Here is a 21,242-nt window from a genome sequence, read left to right on the forward strand (position 1 = left end):
GGGTGATGTGCGTCTACCTCGACACAAACGACTGGCGGCGACGACCTGTGAAGGTCGCCGCCGCCAGTGCGAGTTGTTGCCGGAGGATTTACCTCAGGTCAGGGCTTACGCCTGGCCCGAAGCACCCAGCACACGCTGCAGGTCAGGCTTCATGGCCTGCAGCTGCTGGCCCCAGTAGCCCCAGTCGTGGGTACCGCTGTTGGGGAAGTTGAACACACCGTTGGTGCCACCGGCAGCCAGGTAGGTCTCCTGGAAGGTCCGGTTGGTGCGGATGGTCAGGCCCTCGAGGAACTTGGCCGGCACGTTGTTGCCGCCGAGGTCGCTCGGGTTGCCATCGCCGCAGTAGACCCACAGGCGGGTGTTGTTGGCAACCAGCGTCGCGATGTTCACGAACGGGTCGTTGCGCTTCCAGGCGTTGTCCGGGGAGCCCGTCGAGCCCCACATGTCGTCGGCCTTGTAGCCACCGGCGTCACCCATCGAGATGTTGACCAGGAACGGCCACCAGCCCTCGGACAGGTTCAGGAAGCCCGACATCGAGCCCGCGTAGATGAACTGCTGCGGGTGGTAGATCGCGAGGGTCATCGCGGCCGAACCGGCCATCGACAGACCGATCGCAGCGCCACCGGTCGGCTTGACCGACTTGTTGGCCTGCAGGTAAGCGGGCAGCTCCTGGGTCAGGAAGGTCTCCCACTTGTAGGTGGAGCAACCAGCCTTGCCGCAAGCCGGCTTGTACCAGTCGCTGTAGAAGCTGGACTGGCCGCCGACCGGCATGACCATCGACAGGCCCGAGCCGTTGTACCACTCGAACGCGGCGGTGTTGATGTCCCAGCCGTTGTAGTCGTCCTGCGCACGCAGACCGTCAAGCATGTAGACGGCGGGCGAGTTGGCGCCACCGCTCTGGAACTGGATCTTGATGTCGCGACCCATGGCCGCCGACGGAACCTGCAGGTACTCAACCGGCAGACCGGGACGCGAGAAAGCCCCTGCAGTCGCCGTTTCACCGACAACACCGACGAGACCGGGCAGCGCTGCCGCGGCAACCGCCGCAACCGCCATCCGGCGCGGCATGGCCTTGGCCATGGACCGCATCTTCCCAACGAAACTCATACCGCTCCCTAATATTTCCAATGACGGCGTACGGACAACCCTCACCACCGCCTCTGCCGTTGAGGTGACGATCAGGCCGGGCGCACTCGCCCGAGTGGTTATCGCCGCATGGTTCCCCGGCGTTACCTACGCTTCAGACCGTGCCAGCGCTCATGCGCCGAAACTACGGCCCGGTAGCCGGTAAGCCAGTGTAAGGGGTCGACAGCCTCGGAGGCACATCGAGCTTGCAGCGATACAGCTCGTATAACGGCACGCGATCAATCCGGTAACGCGTAAATGTGAACGCGTGTACCAGATTTGACATGAACCGGTGTACGCCCATCGGAGCCCGTACCGAACTCAGCATCGTCTCGGTCTCCGGGCACGTCAGGGCGACCGCCGCCTGCGCCACCCAGTCCTGGTCGAGATACGTCGGAATCCACGGCGGCTTACGCAGGAACGGGCCCTCGGCCACCGCCCAGTCCGGGAACAGCTCCTTGTCGTGACCGATGCGCGCATCGTCCAGCCGCGCCGTGTGGGCGGCCAGCGGATTGGCCAGCCCGATCTGGTCGATCACCCGGACCTCGAGCGGCAGGTTCATACCCATCATGCCCAGGTTGGTGAAAAAGACTGTGTGCGGCCCTTTTTCGAACCAGTTGGGCGGCGCCGGAAACGTCGGGTCCGGCACCGGGGGCGGCATCGCCGGCACCACGTCCCACTGGTCGTAATTGCCCGACGGCAGCAGCAGCGCGCCGACCGGGGTGTTGTCGATGGCCGCGAGCACCGCCCGCATCCGCGGGTAGTCCAGATAGTCCGCGGCCGTCAGCGGGTGCGCGTGGCCGGTGGCCTGCGAGTAGAAGCGCCGCTCGTCGACGATGCCGGAGTAGGTCACCCGCGTGGCGTCGGATCCGAGGCCAGGTGAGTTGGCCGCCCACAGCGACCAGCCGACGACCGCCAGCCACAGGGCCGTCGTCGTACCGGCCAGCGCGTAGCCGACCTCGCGGGCGATGTTCTTGCCGTCAGGAAGCACGATCGGAATCACCGCAACAGGCGTGACCAGGCAGAACAGCGGTACCAACAGCACCCGGCCATGCATGAAGTCGCCGCCCTGGCGGATCCAGTACAGCCCCTGCACCAGACCACTGCCCACCATGAAAATCACTACCGCAGTGGGACTTTGGACCCGACGGGCCAAGGTGCTGTAGCCGCGCGGCGCCGCCTGGCCCCACCACGGCCGGCTGTGAGTGACGAACAACACAATCGCGAGCGCCGCGGTCAGCACAGCCGGGACCCACAACAAGTACGGCCCGTTGAAGTTGCTGAGGTAGACGAAACCCTGCTGCCACTTGGATCCGGTGGCGTCCTTGGCCAGGGCGGTGATCGGCACCAGCAGGCCGTAATAGCCCATGCGGAAGATCTCGTAGCCGATCGGCAGCAGACCACCGGCCACCACGATGATGAGCCGCCGGCGCCGGCCGCGGGCGGCGACCAACTGCATGACCAGCGCCACCCCGCCGATCAGCGCCAACTCGGGGCGTACCAGGACCGACAGCCCGGCCAGGCAGGCCAGCGCGCCGTCGAACCGGGCGCTGGTGACGTTGGCGTCGGCTTCGCGGTCTTCGGCACCGGGCGCGCGCACGGCACCGCGGACGCGAGGAGCAATCGGGCCCTGACCCCAGCACACCAGCATCCACCAGAGCAGTCCGAGGTAGGCCATGATCAGGCCGTTTTCCAGGCCCGACGTGGCGAAGTCACGCGCCGGCGGCACCGCCATGTAGACCAGGGCGCCGGCCGGGACCAGCAGTGCACGACGGCCCCGCAGCCCGGGGGCGTACAGCCGGCCGGTGCCGAGCATCGCGAAGACCAGGCCCGCCACACTCAACGTCAGGGCCAGGGCCAGAGCGACGTACTCGAGCTGCACCGAGCCGCCGATCCAGGCGCCGAGGGTGACCAGATAGGTCCACAGCGTCGAGGTGTTGGACTCGACGCGCTCACCGGCGTTGAAGACGGGGCCGTTGCCGACCAACAGGTTTCGCACCGTGCGCAGCACGATCAGGCCGTCGTCCGCGATCCACCGGCGCTGCCAGGCGCCCCAACCGAACAGGGCGGCAGACACCGCGACGCTCAGCCACAGGCTGATCCGCGCGGCCCGGCCATACGGAAAGACCGGCCCGCGCAGCAATTGCTGGGCGGGCGAGTCACTCACCGGATCAGTCCGGGCAGAATCGCGGCGACGAGCGTTGCGACCAGGGCCACGCCCAGCAGCTGCAACACCCGGTCGTTCAGCACGATCTCCTCGGGTTCACCCGCCGCGCCGCTGTCGACGTCGACGGCGTAGCGCAGGATCGCGATGGTGAACGGCACCATCGACACCGCGAACCACGGGCCCTTGTTGCCCTCGAAGGCCCACAGGCCGTAGCAGAGCACCACGGCGGTCGCGGACAACGTCCAGACGAACCGCAGGTAGCTGCTGGTGTACGACTCCAGCGCCTTGCGGATCTTGGCCCCGGTGCGTTCAGCGAGTTGCAGTTCGGCGTAACGCTTTCCGGCCGACATGAACAGCGAGCCGAACGCGAACACCAGCAGGAACCACTTGGACAGCGGGATCCCGGCGGCGACACCACCGGCGATGCCACGGAGCGGGAACCCGGAGGCGTTGATGCAGATGTCCAGCACCGCTTGATGTTTCAGGCCGAAGCAGTAGGCCAGCTGGGACGCGATATAAACGGCCATGACGATCGCCAGGCTGGGCGTGAGCCACCACGAGATGGCCAGCGAGCCGACACCCAGTGCCGCAGCCAGTCCATAGGCCATGGTCACCGGAACCACGCCGGCCGCGATCGGCCGATACTGCTTGGTCGGGTGCAGGCGGTCCGCTTCCACATCGCGGGCATCGTTGATCAGGTAGATGCACGACGCGGCCATGCAGAACACCACGAACGCCACGCCGACGTGCTTGAGCACATCGGCGTAGCTGTAGTGCGCCCCGCCACCAAGGGCCGCCAGCGGTGCGACCAACACCAGGACGTTCTTCACCCACTGGCGCGGCCGCAGCGCCTTGACCAGGCCGGCGGCCAGGTTCTTCGGCGGCCCCAGCTCCTGCGTCACTTCGGTCATGCCCCAGCCTTTGGTTCGCGCTTTGCAGTTCGCTCGGAAATCGCGCCAACTGATTCGGCGACCGCGGTTCCCACCACGACACCGGTCAGCACGTCAGTGGGATAGTGCACGCCCAGAACCAGCCGCGACAACGCCATCGGCGGCACCAGGAACCACGGCAGCGGCAGGCCCGTGGCCCGGCCGATGAGGATCGCGGCCGCAGCGGTCGACGTCGCATGCGCCGACGGGAAGCTCAGCCGGCTCGGGGTGCCGACGTTGACGGCGATGGCCGGGTGCTGCGGGCGCTCCCGCTTGACCACGCGCTTGATCAGCACGGCGGCCGCATGGGCCAGGAAGGTGCCGACACCGGCCGTCACCCAGGCCCGGCGGCGCTGCGGCTGCAGCACCGCACCCAGGCCACAAACGGCGAACCAGCCGAGGCTGTGCTCACCGAAGTACGACAGCACGCGGGCGCCGGCGAGCACCCCGGGACGTCCGGTCAGCGCGGACTGCACGCCGACCAGGATGGCGTCCTCACCGTGCGGAGCACCAGGGGCGGCATCATCACCCTCGATACCTTCGAGGCTCATCTGGCACCGGCCGATTCGGTTTGGGAGGCCAGCAGCACGGCTTCCCACCGCTCCTTGCTCGTCAGCTCCGGCAGTGCGTTGCGGTACACCCGACGCATGCGGTTGAACTTGCGGGCCAACAGCGCCTGACGCTTGAGCGACTCACGCAGCAACTCGAACATCTTCTCGCGGTCGCGCTGCCGGTAGACCACGCCGCGGCCGTCGGCGGTGGTGACGGTGACACCGTCGACCATGCACAGCGAGAACCAGCGCGCATCCTGCGTCGCAACGTTGATCTGCGGCCGCACATGGTGTTCCGGATCGTGCGGCTTGAGCTGGTTCACCACACCGCGGGTCAGCCGGACCGCGATGGCGGGCAAGCTGGTGGGAATCTTGACCTTCCGGCGCCACTTCTTGTCCGACGGCGCGGGCAGCGTGGTCGCGCTTTCCAGCACCACCGCGTCCGGGTACTCGGCACGCATGGCGCGCACCTCGGGCAGCGCGGACTCGAGGATGGTGAACAGGTTGTCCGGCCCGGCGAGGAAGTCGTCCATGGCCCGGTTCTGGATCGCCACCGTCGAATACTCAAGGCACAGAAGGTGTTTGACAGTCGCCTTGAAGTGGCTCGCCACCAGGCCACGGATATTGCCGTCCCAGTGCAGCGCCGCCACCACGAGGCGGTTACGCAGGTGGAAGTACGCCTGCCAGTCGATGGCGTCGTCCTTGTCGCTCCACGCCATGTGCCAGATCGCCGCGCCGGGCAGCGTCACCGTCGGGTAGCCGTGCTCGCCCGCGCGCAGCCCGTAGTCCGCGTCGTCCCACTTGATGAAGAGCGGCAGCGGCTGACCGAGTTCCTCGGCCACCGCGCGCGGGATCATGCACATCCACCAGCCGTTGTAGTCGACGTCGATGCGGCGGTGCAGGATCTTGCTGCGGTACTCCTCCTCGTCGGCGAGAGGGTACTTCGCGAAGTTGTGGTCGTACTCGGCATTGACGGCGTGCGTCCACATGAAGTTCGCCGCATCGACCATCTCACCCATGACGTGCAGGTGCGAGGGCTCCTGCAGGTTGAGCATCTGGCCGCCGACCAGGGTCGGCGTCTTGGCGAACCGGTTGAACGCCAGCGCCCGCAGGATCGAGTCGGGCTCGACGCGGATGTCGTCGTCCATGAACAGGATCTGTTCGCAGTCAGTGTGTTTCAGCGCCTCGTACATCACCCGGCTGTAGCCGCCGGAGCCACCGAGGTTCGGCTGGTTGTGGATGGACAACCGGTCGGCCAGCGGGGCTGCCGCGGCCGCGAAGTCGGGGTGGTCCTTGACCTTGTTGGCGCCCTGATCGGACACGATGACCGCACCGATCACCTGGTCCACCAACGGATCCGAGGTCAGCGCCGCGAGCGCGTTGACGGCGTCCGCCGGGCGGTTGAAGGTCGGGATGCCGATCGTGATGTTCGCCCGGCCGGGCGCTTCCACCGGTGCGTACCACCCGGCGTTGTGCACCGTCACCGCGCTGTCGGTGGTGATGTCGAACCAGATCCAGCCGCCGTCCTCGAACGGCTCCAAGCCGATCTCGAACTCGACCACTGCCGGGAGGCCGTCCTCGCCGCTGGCAATTTCGCTGCCGCCCACGGTGATTCGCGCGCCGGTCGCCTTCGACCGGTAGACGTCGACACGGGCGCTGCCGGTCAGCTCGACGCGCAGCACCACCGAGGTCAGGATCGACCAGCGGCGCCAGTAGCTAGCCGGGAACGCGTTGAAGTAGGTGGCGAACGAAACCTCGGACTCCCCACCGATTTCCAGTGTGGTGCGGGTCGGGGCGTGCGCGCGCCGGGCGTTGGTGGACGACTCCTCGATGTACAGCTTGCGAACGTCGAGGGGCTCACCCGGCCGAGGCAGGATGACCCGAGACAGCAGGCTCACGGCGCGGGACTGTCCCGACGCCAGCGCGCCGGACGGAATGTCGCTCATGGTTTTTCAGCTACTTTCTGCAACGGCGTCGCCGAGGGCCGCGCCGTCACGCAGGTGCGGCATCAGGACGTTGTCGTACATGTTCAGCGCACTGGCGATGGCCATGTGCATGTCGAGGTACTGGTAGGTGCCGAGGCGGCCGCCGAACAGCACGCGGTTCTCATCGGTCTCGGCCTTGGCCCTGGCGCGGTAGGCGGCCAGGATCGCGCGATCCGAATCGGTGTTGATCGGGTAGTACGGCTCGTCGTCGTCGCCCGCGAAGCGCGAGAACTCCCGCATGATGACGGTCTTGTCGGTCGGGTACTCCCGCTCGGGGTGGAAGTGCCGGAACTCGTGGATCCGGGTGAACGGCACGTCGGGGTCGTTGTAGTTCATCACCGGGGTGCCCTGGAAGTCACCGATGGGCAGGACTTCCATCTCGAAGTCCAAGGTGCGCCAGCCCAGCCGGCCCTCGGAGTAGTCGAAGTAGCGGTCGAGCGGACCGGTGTACAGCACCGGGGCGTCCGGGCTCTCGGCGCGCAGCGAGTCCCGCACGTCGAACCAGTCGGTGTTCAGCACCACGTCGATGCGCTCGTCGGCGGCCATGTTCTGCAGCCAGGCGGTGTAGCCGTCGACCGGCAGACCCTCGTAGGTGTCGTTGAAGTAGCGGTTGTCGAAGTTGTAGCGCACCGGCAGGCGGCTGATGATCGACGCGGGCAGGTCCTTCGGATCGGTCTGCCACTGCTTGGCGGTGTAGCCCTTGACGAAGGCCTCGTAGAGCGGCCGGCCGATGAGCGAGATGGCCTTCTCTTCGAGGTTCTGCGCATCGTCGGTGTTGATCTCGGCGGACTGCTCGGCAATCAGGGCGCGGGCCTGCTCCGGGCTGAAATAGCGCCCGAAGAACTGCGACACCAGACCCAGTCCCATCGGGAACTGGTAGGCCTGGCCGTCGTACATGGCAAAGACGCGATGCTGGTAGCCGGTGAAGTCGGTGAACTGCCGCACGTAGTCCCACACCCGCTGATTGGAGTTGTGGAACAGGTGGGCACCGTACTTGTGCACCTCGATGCCGGTTTCCGGCTCGGCTTCGGAGTAGGCGTTGCCGCCGAGGTGGTGCCGGCGCTCGACGACCAGCACCCGCTTGTCGAGTTGGGTTGCCGCGCGCTCGGCAATCGTCAGGCCGAAGAATCCGGAGCCGACGACGATGAGGTCATATGGGCCGGAGGACTGGGTCACAGCGCCCCGGGAATCAGCGGAGGTCATCGGCGTTCAGGGTATCCGACAGAGGCCGTTCGGCCCGAAAACACCCTGTCGGCCCAGCCAGTGCGCGGGCCGGTCGCAATTCGCTCACGATTCCGCATCGTCACTCTAATCCCACCAATCACAGCTTTAACATCGAATCCGTCAGTACCGACGACTCGGCAAGCCAGCTCGAGCCGTGCCCCACACGACCCGAGGAGACTTCCGTGCCTAACCGACGTCGACGCAAGCTCTCGACAGCCATGAGCGCAGTCGCCGCCGTGGCCGTCGCAAGTCCGATCGCACTCGTGGCGGTCGCCCAGATGACCCCGGCAAACCCGACTCCGCAGCACCGCGAATTCGTCCAGGCCGCGCTGGTCACCGACCTCCCCAACGAGGTCATGTCCGCGCTATCGCAGGGCCTGTCCCAGTTCGGCGTCAACCTGCCGAACCTCATGGGCGGCGCCGGCGGCTCCACCAGCCCCCTGACCGGACTGTCGCCGCAGACCAGCCTGACCCCGGGACTGAGCTCTCCGGGCCTGACCCCCGGCCTGAGCACCCCAGGTCTGACGCCGCCGACCGGCCTGACGCCCGCTGGTGGTCTCACTCCGCCGGCCGGCCTGACCCCTGGCCTGGGCACCACCCCGTCGACCGGACTGACCGCACCTGGTCTGACCCCGCCGACCGGGGCGACCGCACCTGGCCTCACCCCGCCGACCGGCCTGGGCACCACCAGCCCGTCAGCGCTGACCCCGGGACTGGGCGGCCTGCCCAGCGCCGGCCTGACGACCCAGGGCGCCACCCTCCCGAGCGTGAGCACGCCTGGGCTGACGGCTCCCGGTCTCAACGCCACGGGCCTGACGACGCCGTCGATCAGCGCGAACCCGGCAGGGCTCGGCACGGCAGGGATGCCGATGACCGATCCCAACGCCAGCCTGGGCCTCGGCCCGGGCCAGGGACTGGGCGGCAGCTACCCGATCCTGGGTGACCCGTCGGTCGGACTGGGTGGCGGCGACGGCCTCGGCCTCGGCGCAGCTCCGAGCAGCGGCGGCGGCGGGCTGATCAGCGATCTGACCAGCGCGGCCAACCAGCTGGGCGCGACCCAGGCGATCGACCTGCTCAAGGGCATGGTCATGCCGGCCATCACGTCCGCGGTGAAGTCCGCTCAGGCCGCCCCCGCGGCAGCCGCAGCGGCCGCACCGGCCTTGCCGGCACCCGCGGTCTGACATCCCGTCACACAACTGAAGACCTGTAACCAAGACGGCACCGCAGAAGCCCCACGGCTCTGCGGTGCCGTTGCGGCGTCTCGCAGAGAATTGACAGCCCAGTAACCCGTGTCGAAACACTGGTAACACCCGGCACATACGTAACATTCGCGCTGTGCCGCGCCGTCGACCCGCACCGTCAATACTGTTGTCCGCCCTGGCGGCGACCGTCGTGATGGTGCCGTTGGCCGTCAGCGGTATCCCCGGCATCCCCGGCCTGACGGACGACAAGCCGTCGGCACCAGAGCTGCGCACGCAGCCACTGGCCGGCGTCGGAGGCGGACAGACCGTCCGGGAAATCCACCAGGACACCCCCTTCTCCCTGGTCGCGCTCACCGCATCGGACTTCACCGGCACCTCGGCCCGCGTGCGCGCCCAGAAAGCCGACGGGTCCTGGGGACCCTGGTACGAAGTCGAGGCACCCGACGGCGTCGGCGAGGCCCGCGCCACCACTCGCGGCACCGAGCCCGTGTTCATCGGCCGCACCACGACCGTCCAGATCGCGGTGACCCGGCCCGCCGAAGCGGCCGCCACACCGCCGGACGCCAACCGACCGCAGGGTCCCGGACTGGGGTACCGCCCCGTCGACGTCGAAAAGCCGTTGGGCCCCAGCATGAAAGCGGTGCTCATCAGCCCGCCGGAGGCGCCGGCCGACGTCCAGTTCCAGCCGACCGCGGTCTCGGCACCGAACCAGCCGCCGAACATCATCAGCCGCGCTCAGTGGGGCGCCAACGAGGGCGTCCGCTGCGGCCAGCCGGTGTACGACCCGGGCGTGCGTGCCGCGATCGTGCACCACACCGCCGGCAGCAACGATTACGCACCGGAGGATTCCGCGGGCATCGTCCGCTCGATCTACGAGTACCACACCCGCGAATTGGGTTGGTGCGACATCGCTTACAACGCGCTCGTCGACAAGTACGGTCAGGTTTTCGAAGGCCGGTTCGGCGGGATGACGAGGCCCGTCGAGGGGTCGCACACCGGCGGATTCAACGTCGACACCTGGGGCGTGGCCATGCTCGGTGACTTCGACGTCGTGCCCCCGACCCCGCTACAGCTGAAGATGACCGGCCGGCTGATCGGCTGGCGGCTGAGTCTGGACCACGTCAATCCCCTGGGCAGCGTGGTGCTGACCTCGGGCGGCGGCACCTTCACCCACTTCCCCGCCGGCGCGACGCCGACCCTGCCGACCATCTTCACCCACCGCGACGTCGGCAACACCGACTGCCCGGGCAACGCCGCCTACGCCGCGATGGGCGAATTGCGGGACATCGCAGCATCTGTCACCGCCCCACCGGGTGCCCTGAGCGCCATGGAAATGCTCCGCGGCGGCGCCATCTTCGACAAGTGGCAGGCCATGGGCGGGGCGGCCAGCCCGCTCGGCGTCGCCACCTCACCGGAGGCCGCGGCCGACGGCCACACCCGCTATGCGACCTTCGACCACGGCGCCATGTACTGGTCGCCCGCCACCGGCGCCCAGCCGCTGACCGGATCCCTCTACGACGCCTGGGGCGCACTGGGTTTCGAACGCGGCGCCCTCGGGCTGCCGACCAGCGGGGAGATTCCGGAACCGCAGTGGATCGTGCAGAACTTCCAGCACGGCACCCTCAACTTCGACCGCGAGCACGGGACCGTCACCCGCGTCATCGACGGTGTGCCGCAAGAACTTCCGCCGCTACCGCAGCAGGAGCCGGTGCAGCTCGAGCGGTTCAGCCGGATCGAGATGCAGAGCTAGAGCTACAGCCACCAGCGTTCGAGCACCCGCGCGACGCCGTCGTCGCTGTTGGTCATGGTGACCTCGTCGGCCGCCGCCTTGGCCTCCGGATGCGCATTACCCATCGCCACCCCGAGCCCGGCCCAGGTCAGCATCGGGACGTCATTGGGCATGTCGCCGAAGGTCACGACGTCCTCGGCGCTGATCCCCAGCGGGCGGATGACCTCGGCGACGCCGGTGGCCTTGCTGATACCCAGCGGCACCACTTCGATGAGCCCGTTGTTGGTCGAGTAGGTCAGGTCGCCGGCGAGGCCGACGTGCGGCGCCAGCGCCGCCGCCAGATCGGCGCTGTGCGCGCCGGCCTTGCGGATCAACAGCTTCACCGCGGGCACGCTGAGCATGTCCTCGATCGAGACCTCGGTGTTGTCGGGGTTGTGCCAGGCGTGTTCGTAGCCAGGCGAACTCGCGAACTGGGGTATCGACTCGTCGAACGCGGTACGGCCCACGCGCTCGACGGCCAGCCCGACGCCCGGGATCACCCGGGCGGCGATTTCGGCCAGCTCACCCAGCGCGTCCGGCGACAGGGTGTGCGCCGACACGACGCGATCGGTCGCGGCGTCGTAGACCACGGCACCGTTGGCGCACACCGCCATCGGGGCAAACCCGAGGCCCTCCACCACCGGCGGAATCCAGCGCGGCGGCCGGCCGGTGGCGAGCACGAATCGGGCCCCGTTAGCGACCGCGGCCTGTACGGCGGCGCGGGTCCGCGCCGTCACCCGCTCATGGGTGTCGAGCAGGGTGCCGTCGACGTCGGTGGCGATCAGGGCGGGCAGCATCACCGGCCCTCGGCTTCCCGACGGGCCCGTTCGGCCTTCTCCAGCAATTCGGCCTCCTCAGGCGTCGGGGCGCTGCCGCCCAGTCGGCGCGGCACCCAATACGCACCTTCGGGGTGCGGATATTCCTCCTGCGCCGTGTGCAGCTGATCGGTCATGGTCTGCTGCAGTCTCGCCATCACCTCGGCGACCGGACCGGTCGCCAGGACCGGCGCGCCCACCCGAACGATGACCGGAATCTTCTTGCGTCCCAACCGCTTCGGGTGGTCCTTGGTCCACACCCGGTGCACGCCCCAGACGATCACGGGGATGATCGGCACCTGCGCGTCGAGCGCCATCCGCGCCACCCCGGTCTTGAACTCCTTGAGCTCGAAACTGCGGCTGATCGTGGCTTCCGGATACACCCCGACCAGTTCCCCGGCGCGCAGCCGCTCCACGGCGACCGGATACGCGTCACCGCCGGAACTGCGGTCGACCGGGATGAGCCCTGCCCGTTTGACCAGGAAATTGCCCATCGGCACCTGCTGCACCTCGGCCTTGAGCATGAAGCGAACCCGGCGCTTCCGATGCGTGGCGGCCAGCCCTACCGGCAGGAAGTCGACGTAACCGGTGTGGTTGATCGCGATCACCGCGCCACCGGTATCCGGAATGTGTTCCAGCCCTTGGTAAGTGATCCGAGTCCCGGTGGCGGCAACCGCCGCCTTGGCGGCAATCTCGATGCCGCGGAAGACTGGCTCCATGGCGCTACTCCGGCGCCCCTTCCGCCTGCCGCGCCGCCCGGCGGGCCGCTTTTTCGCGGGCTTCGTCGAGATCCATCTGGTCGGCCTCGGCCAGCGTCGGCGCCCCGCCACCCAACCGGTGCGGCACCCAGAATTCGCCGGCCGGGTGCTCTCCGTACGCGTCCTGAACTTCCGACAGCAGGTGCTGCATGCGGGCGTGCAGCAGCGCGGTCAACTCGGCCGCGGGCAGCGTCGGGTAGATGGGCTCACCGACATGGATGTGGATGGGCACCTTGGGGCGGCGCATGTTGCGCGGATGGCCCTTGGTCCAGATCCGCTGGGCACCCCAGATGATGTGCGGCACGATCGGCACGTCGGCCTCGATGGCCATCCGCGCCGCGCCCGATTTGAATGCCTTGATCTCGAAGCTGCGGCTGATCGTGGCTTCCGGATAGACGCCGACGAGCTCGCCGAGTTTGAGTTGCTTGACCGCCTCGGAGTACGAGTCGGCGCCGCTGCCGCGGTCGACGGGGATGTGGCGCATCTTGCGCATCAGCCAGCCGCCGTACTTGTTGTCGAAGACTTCCTTCTTCGCCATGAACCGCACCTTGCGGCCCCGCTTCTGCAGGACGGCGGGCAACCCGGCGAAGGTGAAGTCGAAGTAGCTGGTGTGGTTGATGGCGACCACCGCACCGCCACTGACCGGCAGGTTCTCTGTGCCCGTGACGGTGAACTTCAAGCCCTGTACGCGCCACACCGTGCGCGCCAGCTTGATTGCCGTGCCATATACCGGTTCCACGAGCATCAGCCTAGTGCGGACCGTCGGTACCGTGCCTACAAAGGTAGGCCAGGCTGTAGGGGTGACCTTCCCGAGCGGCCCCGTACCGATTCCCGACGTCGTCGACACGCTGGCCGTCGGCCGTCCCGTGACCGCGGTGTGGGAGAACGAACTCGGTGGCGTGACGTTCGCCATCGGCGCCGGCGACGAGTATGTGAAGACCTACCCGGCCGAGCACGCGCCGCTGCTCACCGACGAAGCGGTCCGGCTGCGCTGGGCCGGGGAGTACATCGCCGTGCCGATCGTGCTCGGCGAGGGCCCAGGCTGGCTGCACACCGCGGGCCTGCCCGGTCGCTCCGCCGTCGACCCGCGGTGGTCCGACGATCCCGAGACCGCGGCCCGCGCGATCGGCGCGGGCCTGCGCGCCATGCACGACGCGCTGCCGGTCGAGGACTGCCCATTCGGACGTCCGTCCTGGGTTGTGGACGTCCCCGATCCGGACCGGCTCGTGGTCTGCCACGGTGACGCCTGCTCACCGAACACCCTGATCAGCGACGACGGCGCATTCGTCGGACACGTCGACATCGGGGACCTCGGGGTGGCCGACCGGTGGGCCGACCTGGCCATCGCCACCATGTCCCTGGACTGGAACTACCCCGGCAACTACGAGGCCGCCCTGCTGGACGCCTACGGGGTGACGCGGGACGACGCACGCATCGACTACTACCGCGCGCTCTGGGACGCGCCGGAATCCAGTTAGACTCGCTGGCGAACTCTCCACCGCCAAAAGGGGCATTTGTGCAGGTCACAAGCGTTGGACACGCCGGATTCCGGATCGATACCGCTGCGGGCAGCATTCTGTGCGACCCGTGGGTGAACCCTGCCTACTTCGCGTCGTGGTTCCCGTTCCCGGACAACAGCCGGCTGGACTGGGACGCACTCGGCGACTGCGACTACCTGTACGTCAGCCACCTGCACAAGGACCATTTCGATCCCGAGCACCTGCGCGCCCACGTCAACAAGGACGCGACGGTGCTGCTGCCGGACTACCCGGTGCCGGACCTGCGCCGTGAGCTCGAGGCCCTCGGCTTCCACACGTTCTTCGAGACCACCGATTCGGTGAAGCACCGCGTCAGCGGCCCGAAGGGCGACCTGGACGTGATGATCATCGCCCTGCGCGCCCCGGCAGACGGCCCGATCGGCGACTCGGGCCTGGTGGTCTCCGACGGCGAGACCGTCGCGTTCAACATGAACGACGCCCGCCCGATCGACCTGGACATGGTGGCCACCGAGTTCGGCGACGTCGACGTGCACATGCTGCAGTACTCGGGCGCCATCTGGTACCCGATGGTCTACGACATGCCGGCCCGCGCCAAGGAGGCCTTCGGCACCCAGAAGCGGCAGCGGCAGATGGACCGCTCCCGCCAGTACATCGCGCAGGTCGGGGCCACCTGGGTGGTTCCGTCGGCCGGTCCGCCGTGCTTCCTGGATCCCGAATTGCGTTGGCTCAACGACGATCACGACGATCCGGCCAACATCTTCCCGGACCAGGCGGTGTTCCTGGACCAGCTGCGCCGGCACGGTCACGACGGCGGACTGCTGATGATCCCGGGCACGGTGGCCTCGTTCACCGGTTCGACGCTGGACTCGCTGACGCACCCGATCCCTGACGCCGAGGCCGAAGCGATCTTCACCACCGGCAAGGCCGAGTACATCGAGGCCTACGCCCAGCGCATGGCACCGGTGCTGGCCGCCGAAAAGGCTTCGTGGGCGCCGGCTTCCGGCGATTCGCTGCTGGAGCCGCTGCGGGCCAAGTTCGAGCCGATCATGGTGCAGAGCGACCAGATCTGCGACGGCATCGGGTACCCCGTCGAGCTGCGAATCGGAACCGAGACCGTCGTCTTGGACTTTCCGAAACGCGCTGTGCGGGAAGCGATTCCGGACGAGAAGTTCCGCTACGGCTTCGGCATCGCGCCCGAGCTGGTGCGGACCGTGCTGCGCGATGACGAACCGGACTGGGTCAACACCATCTTCCTGTCCACCCGCTTCCAGGCGTGGCGAGTCGGCGGCTACAACGAATACCTCTACACGTTCTTCAAGTGCCTGACCGACGAGCGCATCGCCTACGCCGACGGCTGGTTCGCCGAGGCGCACGACACATCGGCGTCAATCGACCTGGGCGGCTACGAGATTCAGCGCCGCTGTCCGCACCTGAAGGCCGACCTGTCGAAGTTCGGCATCGTCGAGGGCAACACCCTGACCTGCAACCTGCACGGCTGGCAGTGGAACCTCGACAACGGCCGCTGCCTGACCTCCAAGGGGCACGAATTGCGGAGCGCCAAACGGTGACCAGCGCCCACTCCGGCGCTCGCTCGGACGCGCACTACGACGACGGCCAGATTTTCCTGGACCGGCAGGCAATCACGTTGCGCCGCTACCACTTTCCGTCGGGCACGTCGAAGATCATCCCGCTGAGCGCGATCCGCGGCTACAAGTCCGAATCACTCGGATTCATCATGGACCGGTTCCTGATCTGGGGCGGCACCGATCCGCGGCGCTGGCTGCCGCTGGACATCTGGCGGCCCATCAAGTCGACGCTGGTGACCCTCGACGTCGTCGGCACCACCCCGGCGCCGGCCTGTACCCCGTTGCGACCCAGGGAGTTTCTGGCGACGCTCGACGTGTTGCTGAAGGAACAAGCAGGCCGCTGACGGTCGCCGTTACCAGGTGGTGCCGGCGAGCCCGGGAATCACGCACCGCCCGTCCGCGGCGACGCGGCCGATGAGCATCCCGTCGTAGCCGGTGCAGGACGAGTTGAGCGGCTCGCAGGTGTTGATGGACGTGATCACCTTGTCCCCGCCGCACGGGGTACCTGGAGCGGGTGGATCAGCTGCGGCGACAGCACTGCTGCCGCTCAACGCCAGAATTGCCGCCGACGTGATGACGAACGAGCGGGTCGAGTTGAGCATCATGGATACCTCCGGCCGATGGCCCCGACGTGCACCAATGCTACGCCCAATTCGGGACGGTAAACCGAGCTACTGCGCGGCCCGCACCGTCTGCCGCAGCACCGAGGCGTCGTCGGAGGCGGTGTCGTACACGCGCACGATGGCCTGGTCGCCCGGCTTGAGGTAGGTGGACTCCCCCAGCTCGGTGTAGCGCGTCGCGCCGATGCCGACGAGCAGGTGCGTCGGGTGCCCGCTGGCGACCATCAGGGCGCCCACATCCTCCAGAGGCGTGTCGTCGGAACCCTTCTGGTTGGCCAGCCGGTCGACGATCCAGTCCAGCAGCTGCGTGCCGTAGTACGAGTAGCCCAGCAACGGGCTGTCCTGGCCGTACGCGTGCTCGGTGCCGGTGCCGTCGTCCAGGAAGCTGGCCAGCCGCAGCGACGACGTCGGGCCGTCGGGGCTCAGGTCGCTGATCTCGAAGAACTGCGGGGCCACGCCCTTGGACGCCGGACCCCAGTTCTTCTTGTGACTGATCTTCGGGGCATTGGGCCGGCGGATCGAGCAGTCGTTGAACGCGCCCAGCGCGAACGGCCGCAGCCCGACCACCCGGTCGCCCGACCACGACACCTCACACGCCAACCCGACCTCGGGTTCGATCTGCAGATTCAGCGGGGTGTCACTCACGGGCAGCTGGACGGCGTCCGTCGACAGCGGGAACTCACCGAGGAACGTGTCACTGCCCGGCGCGTACCACGGGAAAATGCCCTTGGGCGCCCCGCCCTCCGACCTGACGTTGACGAAATCGACTGCCTCCCCGGCCTGTTCGAGGTGCCCGGCGAAGTTGCCCGCCACCCCGAAGCCGAACCAGCCACGCATGTCGTCCAGGTCGAGATCGATCATGGCAGCCACCCTACTTCGGCCGTGACCAGCCCCGACAAGCCACAACCAAGTCGCGCTTAAGTCACGGGCAGCAGGCTGTGCACAACCTGATCACAAGGAGTCCGCTGTGCCCACCTCCGTCCACACCACCACCGTCGCACCGCGCCAAGCCGGCGAACCCAAGCCCGATCTGCTGGGTATCACGCTGGCGCACCGCGCCATGCTCGTCGACCTGGTCCGTCTCACCGAGCTGGCCAAGGCGGTGCGCGATCGGGACGTGATCTGCACGCCCGCCCGGGCCCGCGCCATCTCGCAGTACATCGAGATGCTGTGCGACTCCATCCATCACCACCACAGCACCGAGGACACCGTGCTGTGGCCGGTGATCCAGGCCAGCGTGGGCGATCACCTGGACCTGAGCGAGCTCACCGACGACCACGCCGCGCTCGACCCGCGCCTGGACCAGCTGCGCGCCCGCGCCGCGGCGTTCCGGCTGTCGAACGGTGACCGCAAGGTCGCGTTCCTGATGGCCTTCGAGCTGGCGGAACTCACCGCGCTGCTGACCGAGCACATCAACGACGAGGAACTGGACCTGTTCCCGCTGATCACCGAACACGTGTCGGTCGCGGACTGGGAGGCGGTGGAGGCGGCCGCCCGCGCCGGCAGCCGGATGTCGTTCGACGGTCCGCGCTCGCTCGCGGTGATGACCGACGACGAGCGGGCCTCGATGGCAGGACAGCTGGGCATCGGGCTGCGGGCATTCCTCGCGGTGCTGGCGCTGCGGCACCGGCGCGTGATGCGCGCGGTCTTCGGCGACCTCGCGGAGAGCCGGCTCGAGGCGCTTGCCGACTAGTCGATGAAGCTGCGGGCCTCGGCCGCCAGCCGGTCCCGCAGCGCCTCGGCGGCCTTGCGGTAGTCGCGGGCCTCGTCGGGTCGGCCCAGCGCGTCGGCGGCCGCGGCCAGCGCATCGTCGACGGGGCCGACCATCAACCCGTCGACCCCGAGCCCGGCGATACTGCCGGAGTAGCGCGCCAGTTCGGCCGAGCGGGCCCGCACCTCGTCCAGGTCACCCATCGCCACCGCGGCGTTGACCCGCAGCACGGTGAACGGCACCCAGAAATAGGCCCGCTCGATGGGCTTTCGGTCCGGCCACAGCTCCCGGGCCTCGGCCTCGCGGCCCCGCGCGACCAGCGCCAGCACCGCCGCGTCCAGCGCGGCGACGGAAATCTCCCGGTAGAAGAACAGCAACTCGTCGGCCAGTGTGCCGAGGTCGCCGAGGCAGAATTCGCCCGTCGTCCGGCCGACCATCGCCAGCTTGGCGCCGTTGGCGGCGCCGTTCTCGGCCATGCGTGCGGCCAGGTCGGTGTAGGCGCTCACCGCCTCGTCCAGGCGACCGGCCAACAGGTACATCCGGGCGCGGAACAGACCCAGCACCCCCAGCAGGTGGACCAGCTGACCCGTGCTCGCGCGCGCCACCGCGAGGTCGACGTGGCGTTTGGCCGTCGCCAGGTCGCAGCGGTTGCCGGCCGCCAGCGACAGCAGCCAGTGCGCCACCGCCTGGTAGTCGGCCTGCTCGGCGGCTTCGGCGGTGTGCAGCAGTTCGGCGGCGAGCACGTCGCGCTCGGTGTCGAGGTCGGGTCCGAGGGCACAGAACGCGTGGACGTTGAGCGCAGTGCACAGCAGGCGGCCCGCCCCGGGATCGTCGGCGTACACCTGCCGCGCCAGCGCAAGCATCTCGGTGCTGGCCGCCAGCGCACCGTCCGGGTCGTTGCCCTCCAACTCGACGTAGAGCGCTTTGAGCAGCCGGATGCGGTCAGCGGCGGCAACGTCGCCGGCCAGCACGTGGCGCAACAGCCCGATCATCTGGCCGTCGGATTCGTCGTACTCGCGGTCGCGCCACACGAGCGGGGTGTCCCACGCGGTGAGGATGCGCACCACCAGGTCGTCGCGCGACCGGCCGGAGACCAGTTGCAGCGCGCACTTCATCTCGCTGCGCGCGGTGACGGCGTCGCCGGACTGCGCCAGCGCGGCGATCAGTCCGCAGCGGACCTCGATGTCCTGATCCAGCATTGCCACGCTCGGCGCCAGCTGTCGGCTGGCCGCGAGTTCGAGCATCTGGACCGCGGCGCGCCACTGCCGGGCGGCTTCGGCGTGGGCCCCGACCGAACCCGCGTCCCGCGCCGCGGCGGTGGCGAAATCGGCTGCCGCCGAGGCGGTTTCGGCGGTCGCCGAGGCGACGGCGTGGTGCGCCAGGGCAGCTTGGTCGACCGAGCGGCCGGGTGCGCGCAGCAGCTCCAGCGCGGCGCCGTGCAACCGGGACCGGCGCAGCTTCGAGGTGTCCTCGTAGAGGGTGTCGCGGACCAGCCCGTGCGCGAATTGCAGCCGGCCCGGCGACGGCTCGTCGAGCAGGCCCAGCAGGACGGCCGGTTCCAGCGCATCGAGCAGATCGTCGGGGTCGCTGCGACCCAGCTCGGCCAGCAGGTCGACGTCGATGTCGCGGCCCAGCACGGCGGCCTGCCGCAGGGCGGTGACCGTCGGGCCGGGCAACCGGGCCAGCCGGCGCCGCAGCACGTCGCGCACCCCGACCGGCACCGACGCCCACACCGCGTCCGGCCCCTCGGCGGCCATCAGCCGGGCCAGTTCGCGCACGAACAAGGGATTGCCACCGGTGCGTTCCCGCAGCAGGCGCAGGGCCTCGCCGCTGGTCGTCAGTCCGCAATCGGCGGCGACGGCAGCGGTGGCCGCGGCGTCCAAACCGCCGAGGATCAGATGCGCGGACGTATGCACCGTCAGAGCCGCCCGGGCCACCTCCAACTCGCCGCGATCCTCCGACGGGCGGTACGTCGCCATGACCAGCACGCGGCGGTCCTGAACACGGTCGGCCACCAGCCGCAGCAGCTCCAGCGTCAGGCCGTCGGTGCGGTGCAGGTCATCGAGCACGACGGCCAGGGGCTGGTCGTCGGCGACGGTACCGAGCGCGTCGGCCACCGCCTGTCCCAGCCAGAACGTGCCCTGCTCGGCGGCGGCGCCGTCGTGCAACAGCGGGGCCAGCGCCTGCCGGTCGTGATCGGTCGAATCAACCAGCTCGCGGAGCACCTCGGTCCACGCCCAGCCTGCGGGCGCGCCATGGACCTCCTGGCACCGGCCGTGCACCGTCCGCCAGCCGGCCGCCCGCAACCGGGCCGCGGCGGCCGCGGCCAGCGTGGTCTTACCGGAGCCCGCTTCGCCGCCGATCCACAGCACCGCACTGGCACCCGCGGCGACGCCACGGGCGGTGGCGTCGATCGCCGCGAGCTCCTCGGCCCGGCCGTATGCGACGTGACCCACAGGTTCCCGCGGCGCGGCAGCCGGGGCCGCCGGCGTCGTCGACCGCACCGGCGCGGGCCGCGACGGTTCCAGATGATCGGCCTGGCGCAGGATGTCGCGCTCGAGATCGCGCAGGGCCCGGCCCGGTTCCAGACCGAGCTCGTCGATCAGGTGCTCGCGGGTGCGCCGCAGCACTTCGAGCGCATTCGCCTGCCGCCCGGTCCGGTAGAGCGCGGTCGCCAGGACCGCGGCGGCCCCTTCGCGCCCCGGATGCTCGGCGACGTGCCCTTCCAGCGCCGCGATGGCGCTGCTGTACCGGGCGAGGTCGACGAGTGCGGCGGCCTGGCTTTCCACCGCCGCCAGCCGGAGTTCGGTCAGCCGCGAGACCTCCGGCACCGCCCACAGGGCGTCACCGGCCCCCGCGAACGGCTCGCCCGCCCAACCGGCGAGTGCCTCGTCGAGCAGTCGCACACGGTTTCGCGCATCCGATTCCTCTTGTGCGGCAGTGACTTTCGCTTCGAAACGCCAGGAGTCGACGGCGTTGTCCGGCAACCGCAGGCAGTACCCGGGCGCGGCGCTGACGAGGATGCGGGCCGGCGCCCGGCGCTGCCGGTCGGGTTCGAGCACGCGTCGCAGATGCGAGACGTAGACCTGCAACGCCGACAGTGCCTTCGGTGGCGGTTCGCCTTCCCAGAGGTCGTGGATGAGCCGGTCGACGGACACCGTGTGGCCGCGCGCGGCGACCAACCGGGCCAGCAGCGCCCGCTGCATCCGCGCACCCAGGTCCACCGGATCGTCACCGACCCACGCCTGCACCGGACCGAGCACCGCCACCCGCACCGGGTATTCCACCGTCATGCCCCCGCC

Annotated in this window: 18 protein-coding genes; 6 read left to right on the forward strand and 12 right to left on the reverse strand. The window is 68.9% G+C overall.

Annotation, left to right across the window (positions count from 1 at the left end; genetic code table 11):
* Nucleotides 1-105 precede the first annotated feature (105 nt).
* The 6 genes from AC1U2B_RS04060 to glf form a co-directional block, all read right to left on the reverse strand.
* Nucleotides 106-1,107 carry an esterase family protein gene (locus tag AC1U2B_RS04060; protein WP_043985797.1) on the reverse strand — a complete coding sequence of 334 codons (1,002 nt, stop codon included), beginning with the start codon at nt 1,105-1,107 and terminating at the stop codon, nt 106-108.
* Nucleotides 1,108-1,270: 163 nt separating this feature from the next.
* Nucleotides 1,271-3,292 (reverse strand): terminal beta-(1->2)-arabinofuranosyltransferase, encoded by a 2,022-nt coding sequence (gene aftB, locus AC1U2B_RS04065; protein ID WP_313957348.1) that lies wholly within the window; start codon nt 3,290-3,292, stop codon nt 1,271-1,273.
* Nucleotides 3,289-4,203, reverse strand: coding sequence for a decaprenyl-phosphate phosphoribosyltransferase (locus tag AC1U2B_RS04070; RefSeq protein ID WP_043985798.1), 915 nt, complete (start codon nt 4,201-4,203; stop codon nt 3,289-3,291). Before AC1U2B_RS04070 ends, aftB begins: the two co-directional genes overlap by 4 nt.
* Nucleotides 4,200-4,772, reverse strand: a complete 573-nt coding sequence (locus tag AC1U2B_RS04075) for a phosphatase PAP2 family protein (RefSeq protein ID WP_480215787.1) — start codon at nt 4,770-4,772, stop codon at nt 4,200-4,202. The genes AC1U2B_RS04070 and AC1U2B_RS04075 overlap by 4 nt, the downstream gene beginning before the upstream one ends.
* Nucleotides 4,769-6,718: a glycosyltransferase gene (locus AC1U2B_RS04080; RefSeq protein ID WP_480215788.1), complete on the reverse strand. Its 1,950-nt coding sequence runs from the start codon at nt 6,716-6,718 to the stop codon at nt 4,769-4,771. Before AC1U2B_RS04080 ends, AC1U2B_RS04075 begins: the two co-directional genes overlap by 4 nt.
* 6 nt (nt 6,719-6,724) lie before the next feature.
* A complete protein-coding gene (gene glf / locus AC1U2B_RS04085) occupies nt 6,725-7,960 on the reverse strand; it encodes a UDP-galactopyranose mutase (RefSeq protein WP_043985801.1) in 1,236 nt (411 codons plus the stop codon).
* A 203-nt stretch (nt 7,961-8,163) separates the two neighbouring features.
* On the opposite strand from glf, the gene AC1U2B_RS04090 reads away from it, so the two are divergent.
* Both AC1U2B_RS04090 and AC1U2B_RS04095 read left to right on the forward strand, forming a co-directional pair.
* Nucleotides 8,164-9,162 carry a hypothetical protein gene (locus AC1U2B_RS04090; protein ID WP_260972110.1) on the forward strand — a complete coding sequence of 333 codons (999 nt, stop codon included), beginning with the start codon at nt 8,164-8,166 and terminating at the stop codon, nt 9,160-9,162.
* Nucleotides 9,163-9,316: 154 nt separating this feature from the next.
* Nucleotides 9,317-10,933, forward strand: coding sequence for an N-acetylmuramoyl-L-alanine amidase (locus AC1U2B_RS04095; RefSeq protein WP_480215789.1), 1,617 nt, complete (start codon nt 9,317-9,319; stop codon nt 10,931-10,933).
* 2 nt (nt 10,934-10,935) lie between these two features.
* On the opposite strand, the gene AC1U2B_RS04100 is transcribed toward AC1U2B_RS04095, so the two are convergent.
* The 3 genes from AC1U2B_RS04100 to AC1U2B_RS04110 are packed head-to-tail and all read right to left on the reverse strand — an operon-like array spanning nt 10,936 to nt 13,263.
* On the reverse strand, nt 10,936-11,748 hold the full coding sequence (locus tag AC1U2B_RS04100; protein WP_480216054.1) for an HAD family hydrolase: 813 nt from the start codon (nt 11,746-11,748) through the stop codon (nt 10,936-10,938).
* Entirely contained in the window at nt 11,748-12,485 is a 738-nt protein-coding gene (locus AC1U2B_RS04105) for a lysophospholipid acyltransferase family protein (protein ID WP_480215790.1), read from the reverse strand. The genes AC1U2B_RS04100 and AC1U2B_RS04105 overlap by 1 nt, the downstream gene beginning before the upstream one ends.
* A gap of 4 nt (nt 12,486-12,489) precedes the next feature.
* The gene (locus AC1U2B_RS04110) at nt 12,490-13,263 is read right to left on the reverse strand and encodes a lysophospholipid acyltransferase family protein (protein WP_043402933.1); all 774 of its coding nucleotides are present in this window, start codon (nt 13,261-13,263) and stop codon (nt 12,490-12,492) included.
* Between the two features lie 61 nt (nt 13,264-13,324).
* On the opposite strand from AC1U2B_RS04110, the gene AC1U2B_RS04115 reads away from it, so the two are divergent.
* The 3 genes from AC1U2B_RS04115 to AC1U2B_RS04125 are packed head-to-tail and all read left to right on the forward strand — an operon-like array spanning nt 13,325 to nt 15,953.
* Entirely contained in the window at nt 13,325-14,002 is a 678-nt protein-coding gene (locus tag AC1U2B_RS04115; protein ID WP_480215791.1) for a phosphotransferase, read from the forward strand.
* Between the two features lie 38 nt (nt 14,003-14,040).
* Complete coding sequence (locus AC1U2B_RS04120) at nt 14,041-15,591, forward strand: Rieske 2Fe-2S domain-containing protein (RefSeq protein WP_043985805.1); 1,551 nt, start codon at nt 14,041-14,043, stop codon at nt 15,589-15,591.
* A complete protein-coding gene (locus AC1U2B_RS04125; RefSeq protein ID WP_051955334.1) occupies nt 15,588-15,953 on the forward strand; it encodes a hypothetical protein in 366 nt (121 codons plus the stop codon). Before AC1U2B_RS04120 ends, AC1U2B_RS04125 begins: the two co-directional genes overlap by 4 nt.
* Nucleotides 15,954-15,962: 9 nt before the next feature.
* Here AC1U2B_RS04125 and AC1U2B_RS04130 read toward each other — a convergent pair whose 3' ends face one another.
* A complete protein-coding gene (locus AC1U2B_RS04130) occupies nt 15,963-16,214 on the reverse strand; it encodes a hypothetical protein (RefSeq protein WP_260972112.1) in 252 nt (83 codons plus the stop codon).
* A 66-nt stretch (nt 16,215-16,280) separates the two neighbouring features.
* Complete coding sequence (locus AC1U2B_RS04135; protein ID WP_480215792.1) at nt 16,281-17,090, reverse strand: DUF5718 family protein; 810 nt, start codon at nt 17,088-17,090, stop codon at nt 16,281-16,283.
* A gap of 106 nt (nt 17,091-17,196) precedes the next feature.
* On the opposite strand from AC1U2B_RS04135, the gene AC1U2B_RS04140 reads away from it, so the two are divergent.
* The gene (locus tag AC1U2B_RS04140) at nt 17,197-17,922 is read left to right on the forward strand and encodes a hemerythrin domain-containing protein (protein ID WP_480215793.1); all 726 of its coding nucleotides are present in this window, start codon (nt 17,197-17,199) and stop codon (nt 17,920-17,922) included.
* Here AC1U2B_RS04140 and AC1U2B_RS04145 read toward each other — a convergent pair.
* Complete coding sequence (locus AC1U2B_RS04145) at nt 17,919-21,233, reverse strand: ATP-binding protein (RefSeq protein WP_480215794.1); 3,315 nt, start codon at nt 21,231-21,233, stop codon at nt 17,919-17,921. The genes AC1U2B_RS04140 and AC1U2B_RS04145 overlap by 4 nt on opposite strands.
* Between the last annotated feature and the right edge of the window lie 9 nt (nt 21,234-21,242).

It is taken from the genome of Mycolicibacterium sp. P4_G11 (assembly GCF_056555145.1).

Coding starts and splice junctions, on each gene's coding strand:
- AC1U2B_RS04060 (WP_043985797.1), bottom strand. CDS start 1,107: ATGAGTTTCGTTGGGAAGATGCGGTCCATGGCCAAGGCCATGCCGCGC.
- AC1U2B_RS04070 (WP_043985798.1), bottom strand. CDS start 4,203: ATGACCGAAGTGACGCAGGAGCTGGGGCCGCCGAAGAACCTGGCCGCC.
- AC1U2B_RS04075 (WP_480215787.1), bottom strand. CDS start 4,772: ATGAGCCTCGAAGGTATCGAGGGTGATGATGCCGCCCCTGGTGCTCCG.
- AC1U2B_RS04080 (WP_480215788.1), bottom strand. CDS start 6,718: ATGAGCGACATTCCGTCCGGCGCGCTGGCGTCGGGACAGTCCCGCGCC.
- glf (WP_043985801.1), bottom strand. CDS start 7,960: ATGACCTCCGCTGATTCCCGGGGCGCTGTGACCCAGTCCTCCGGCCCA.
- AC1U2B_RS04100 (WP_480216054.1), bottom strand. CDS start 11,748: ATGCTGCCCGCCCTGATCGCCACCGACGTCGACGGCACCCTGCTCGAC.
- AC1U2B_RS04105 (WP_480215790.1), bottom strand. CDS start 12,485: ATGGAGCCAGTCTTCCGCGGCATCGAGATTGCCGCCAAGGCGGCGGTT.
- AC1U2B_RS04130 (WP_260972112.1), bottom strand. CDS start 16,214: ATGATGCTCAACTCGACCCGCTCGTTCGTCATCACGTCGGCGGCAATT.
- AC1U2B_RS04135 (WP_480215792.1), bottom strand. CDS start 17,090: ATGATCGATCTCGACCTGGACGACATGCGTGGCTGGTTCGGCTTCGGG.
- AC1U2B_RS04145 (WP_480215794.1), bottom strand. CDS start 21,233: ATGACGGTGGAATACCCGGTGCGGGTGGCGGTGCTCGGTCCGGTGCAG.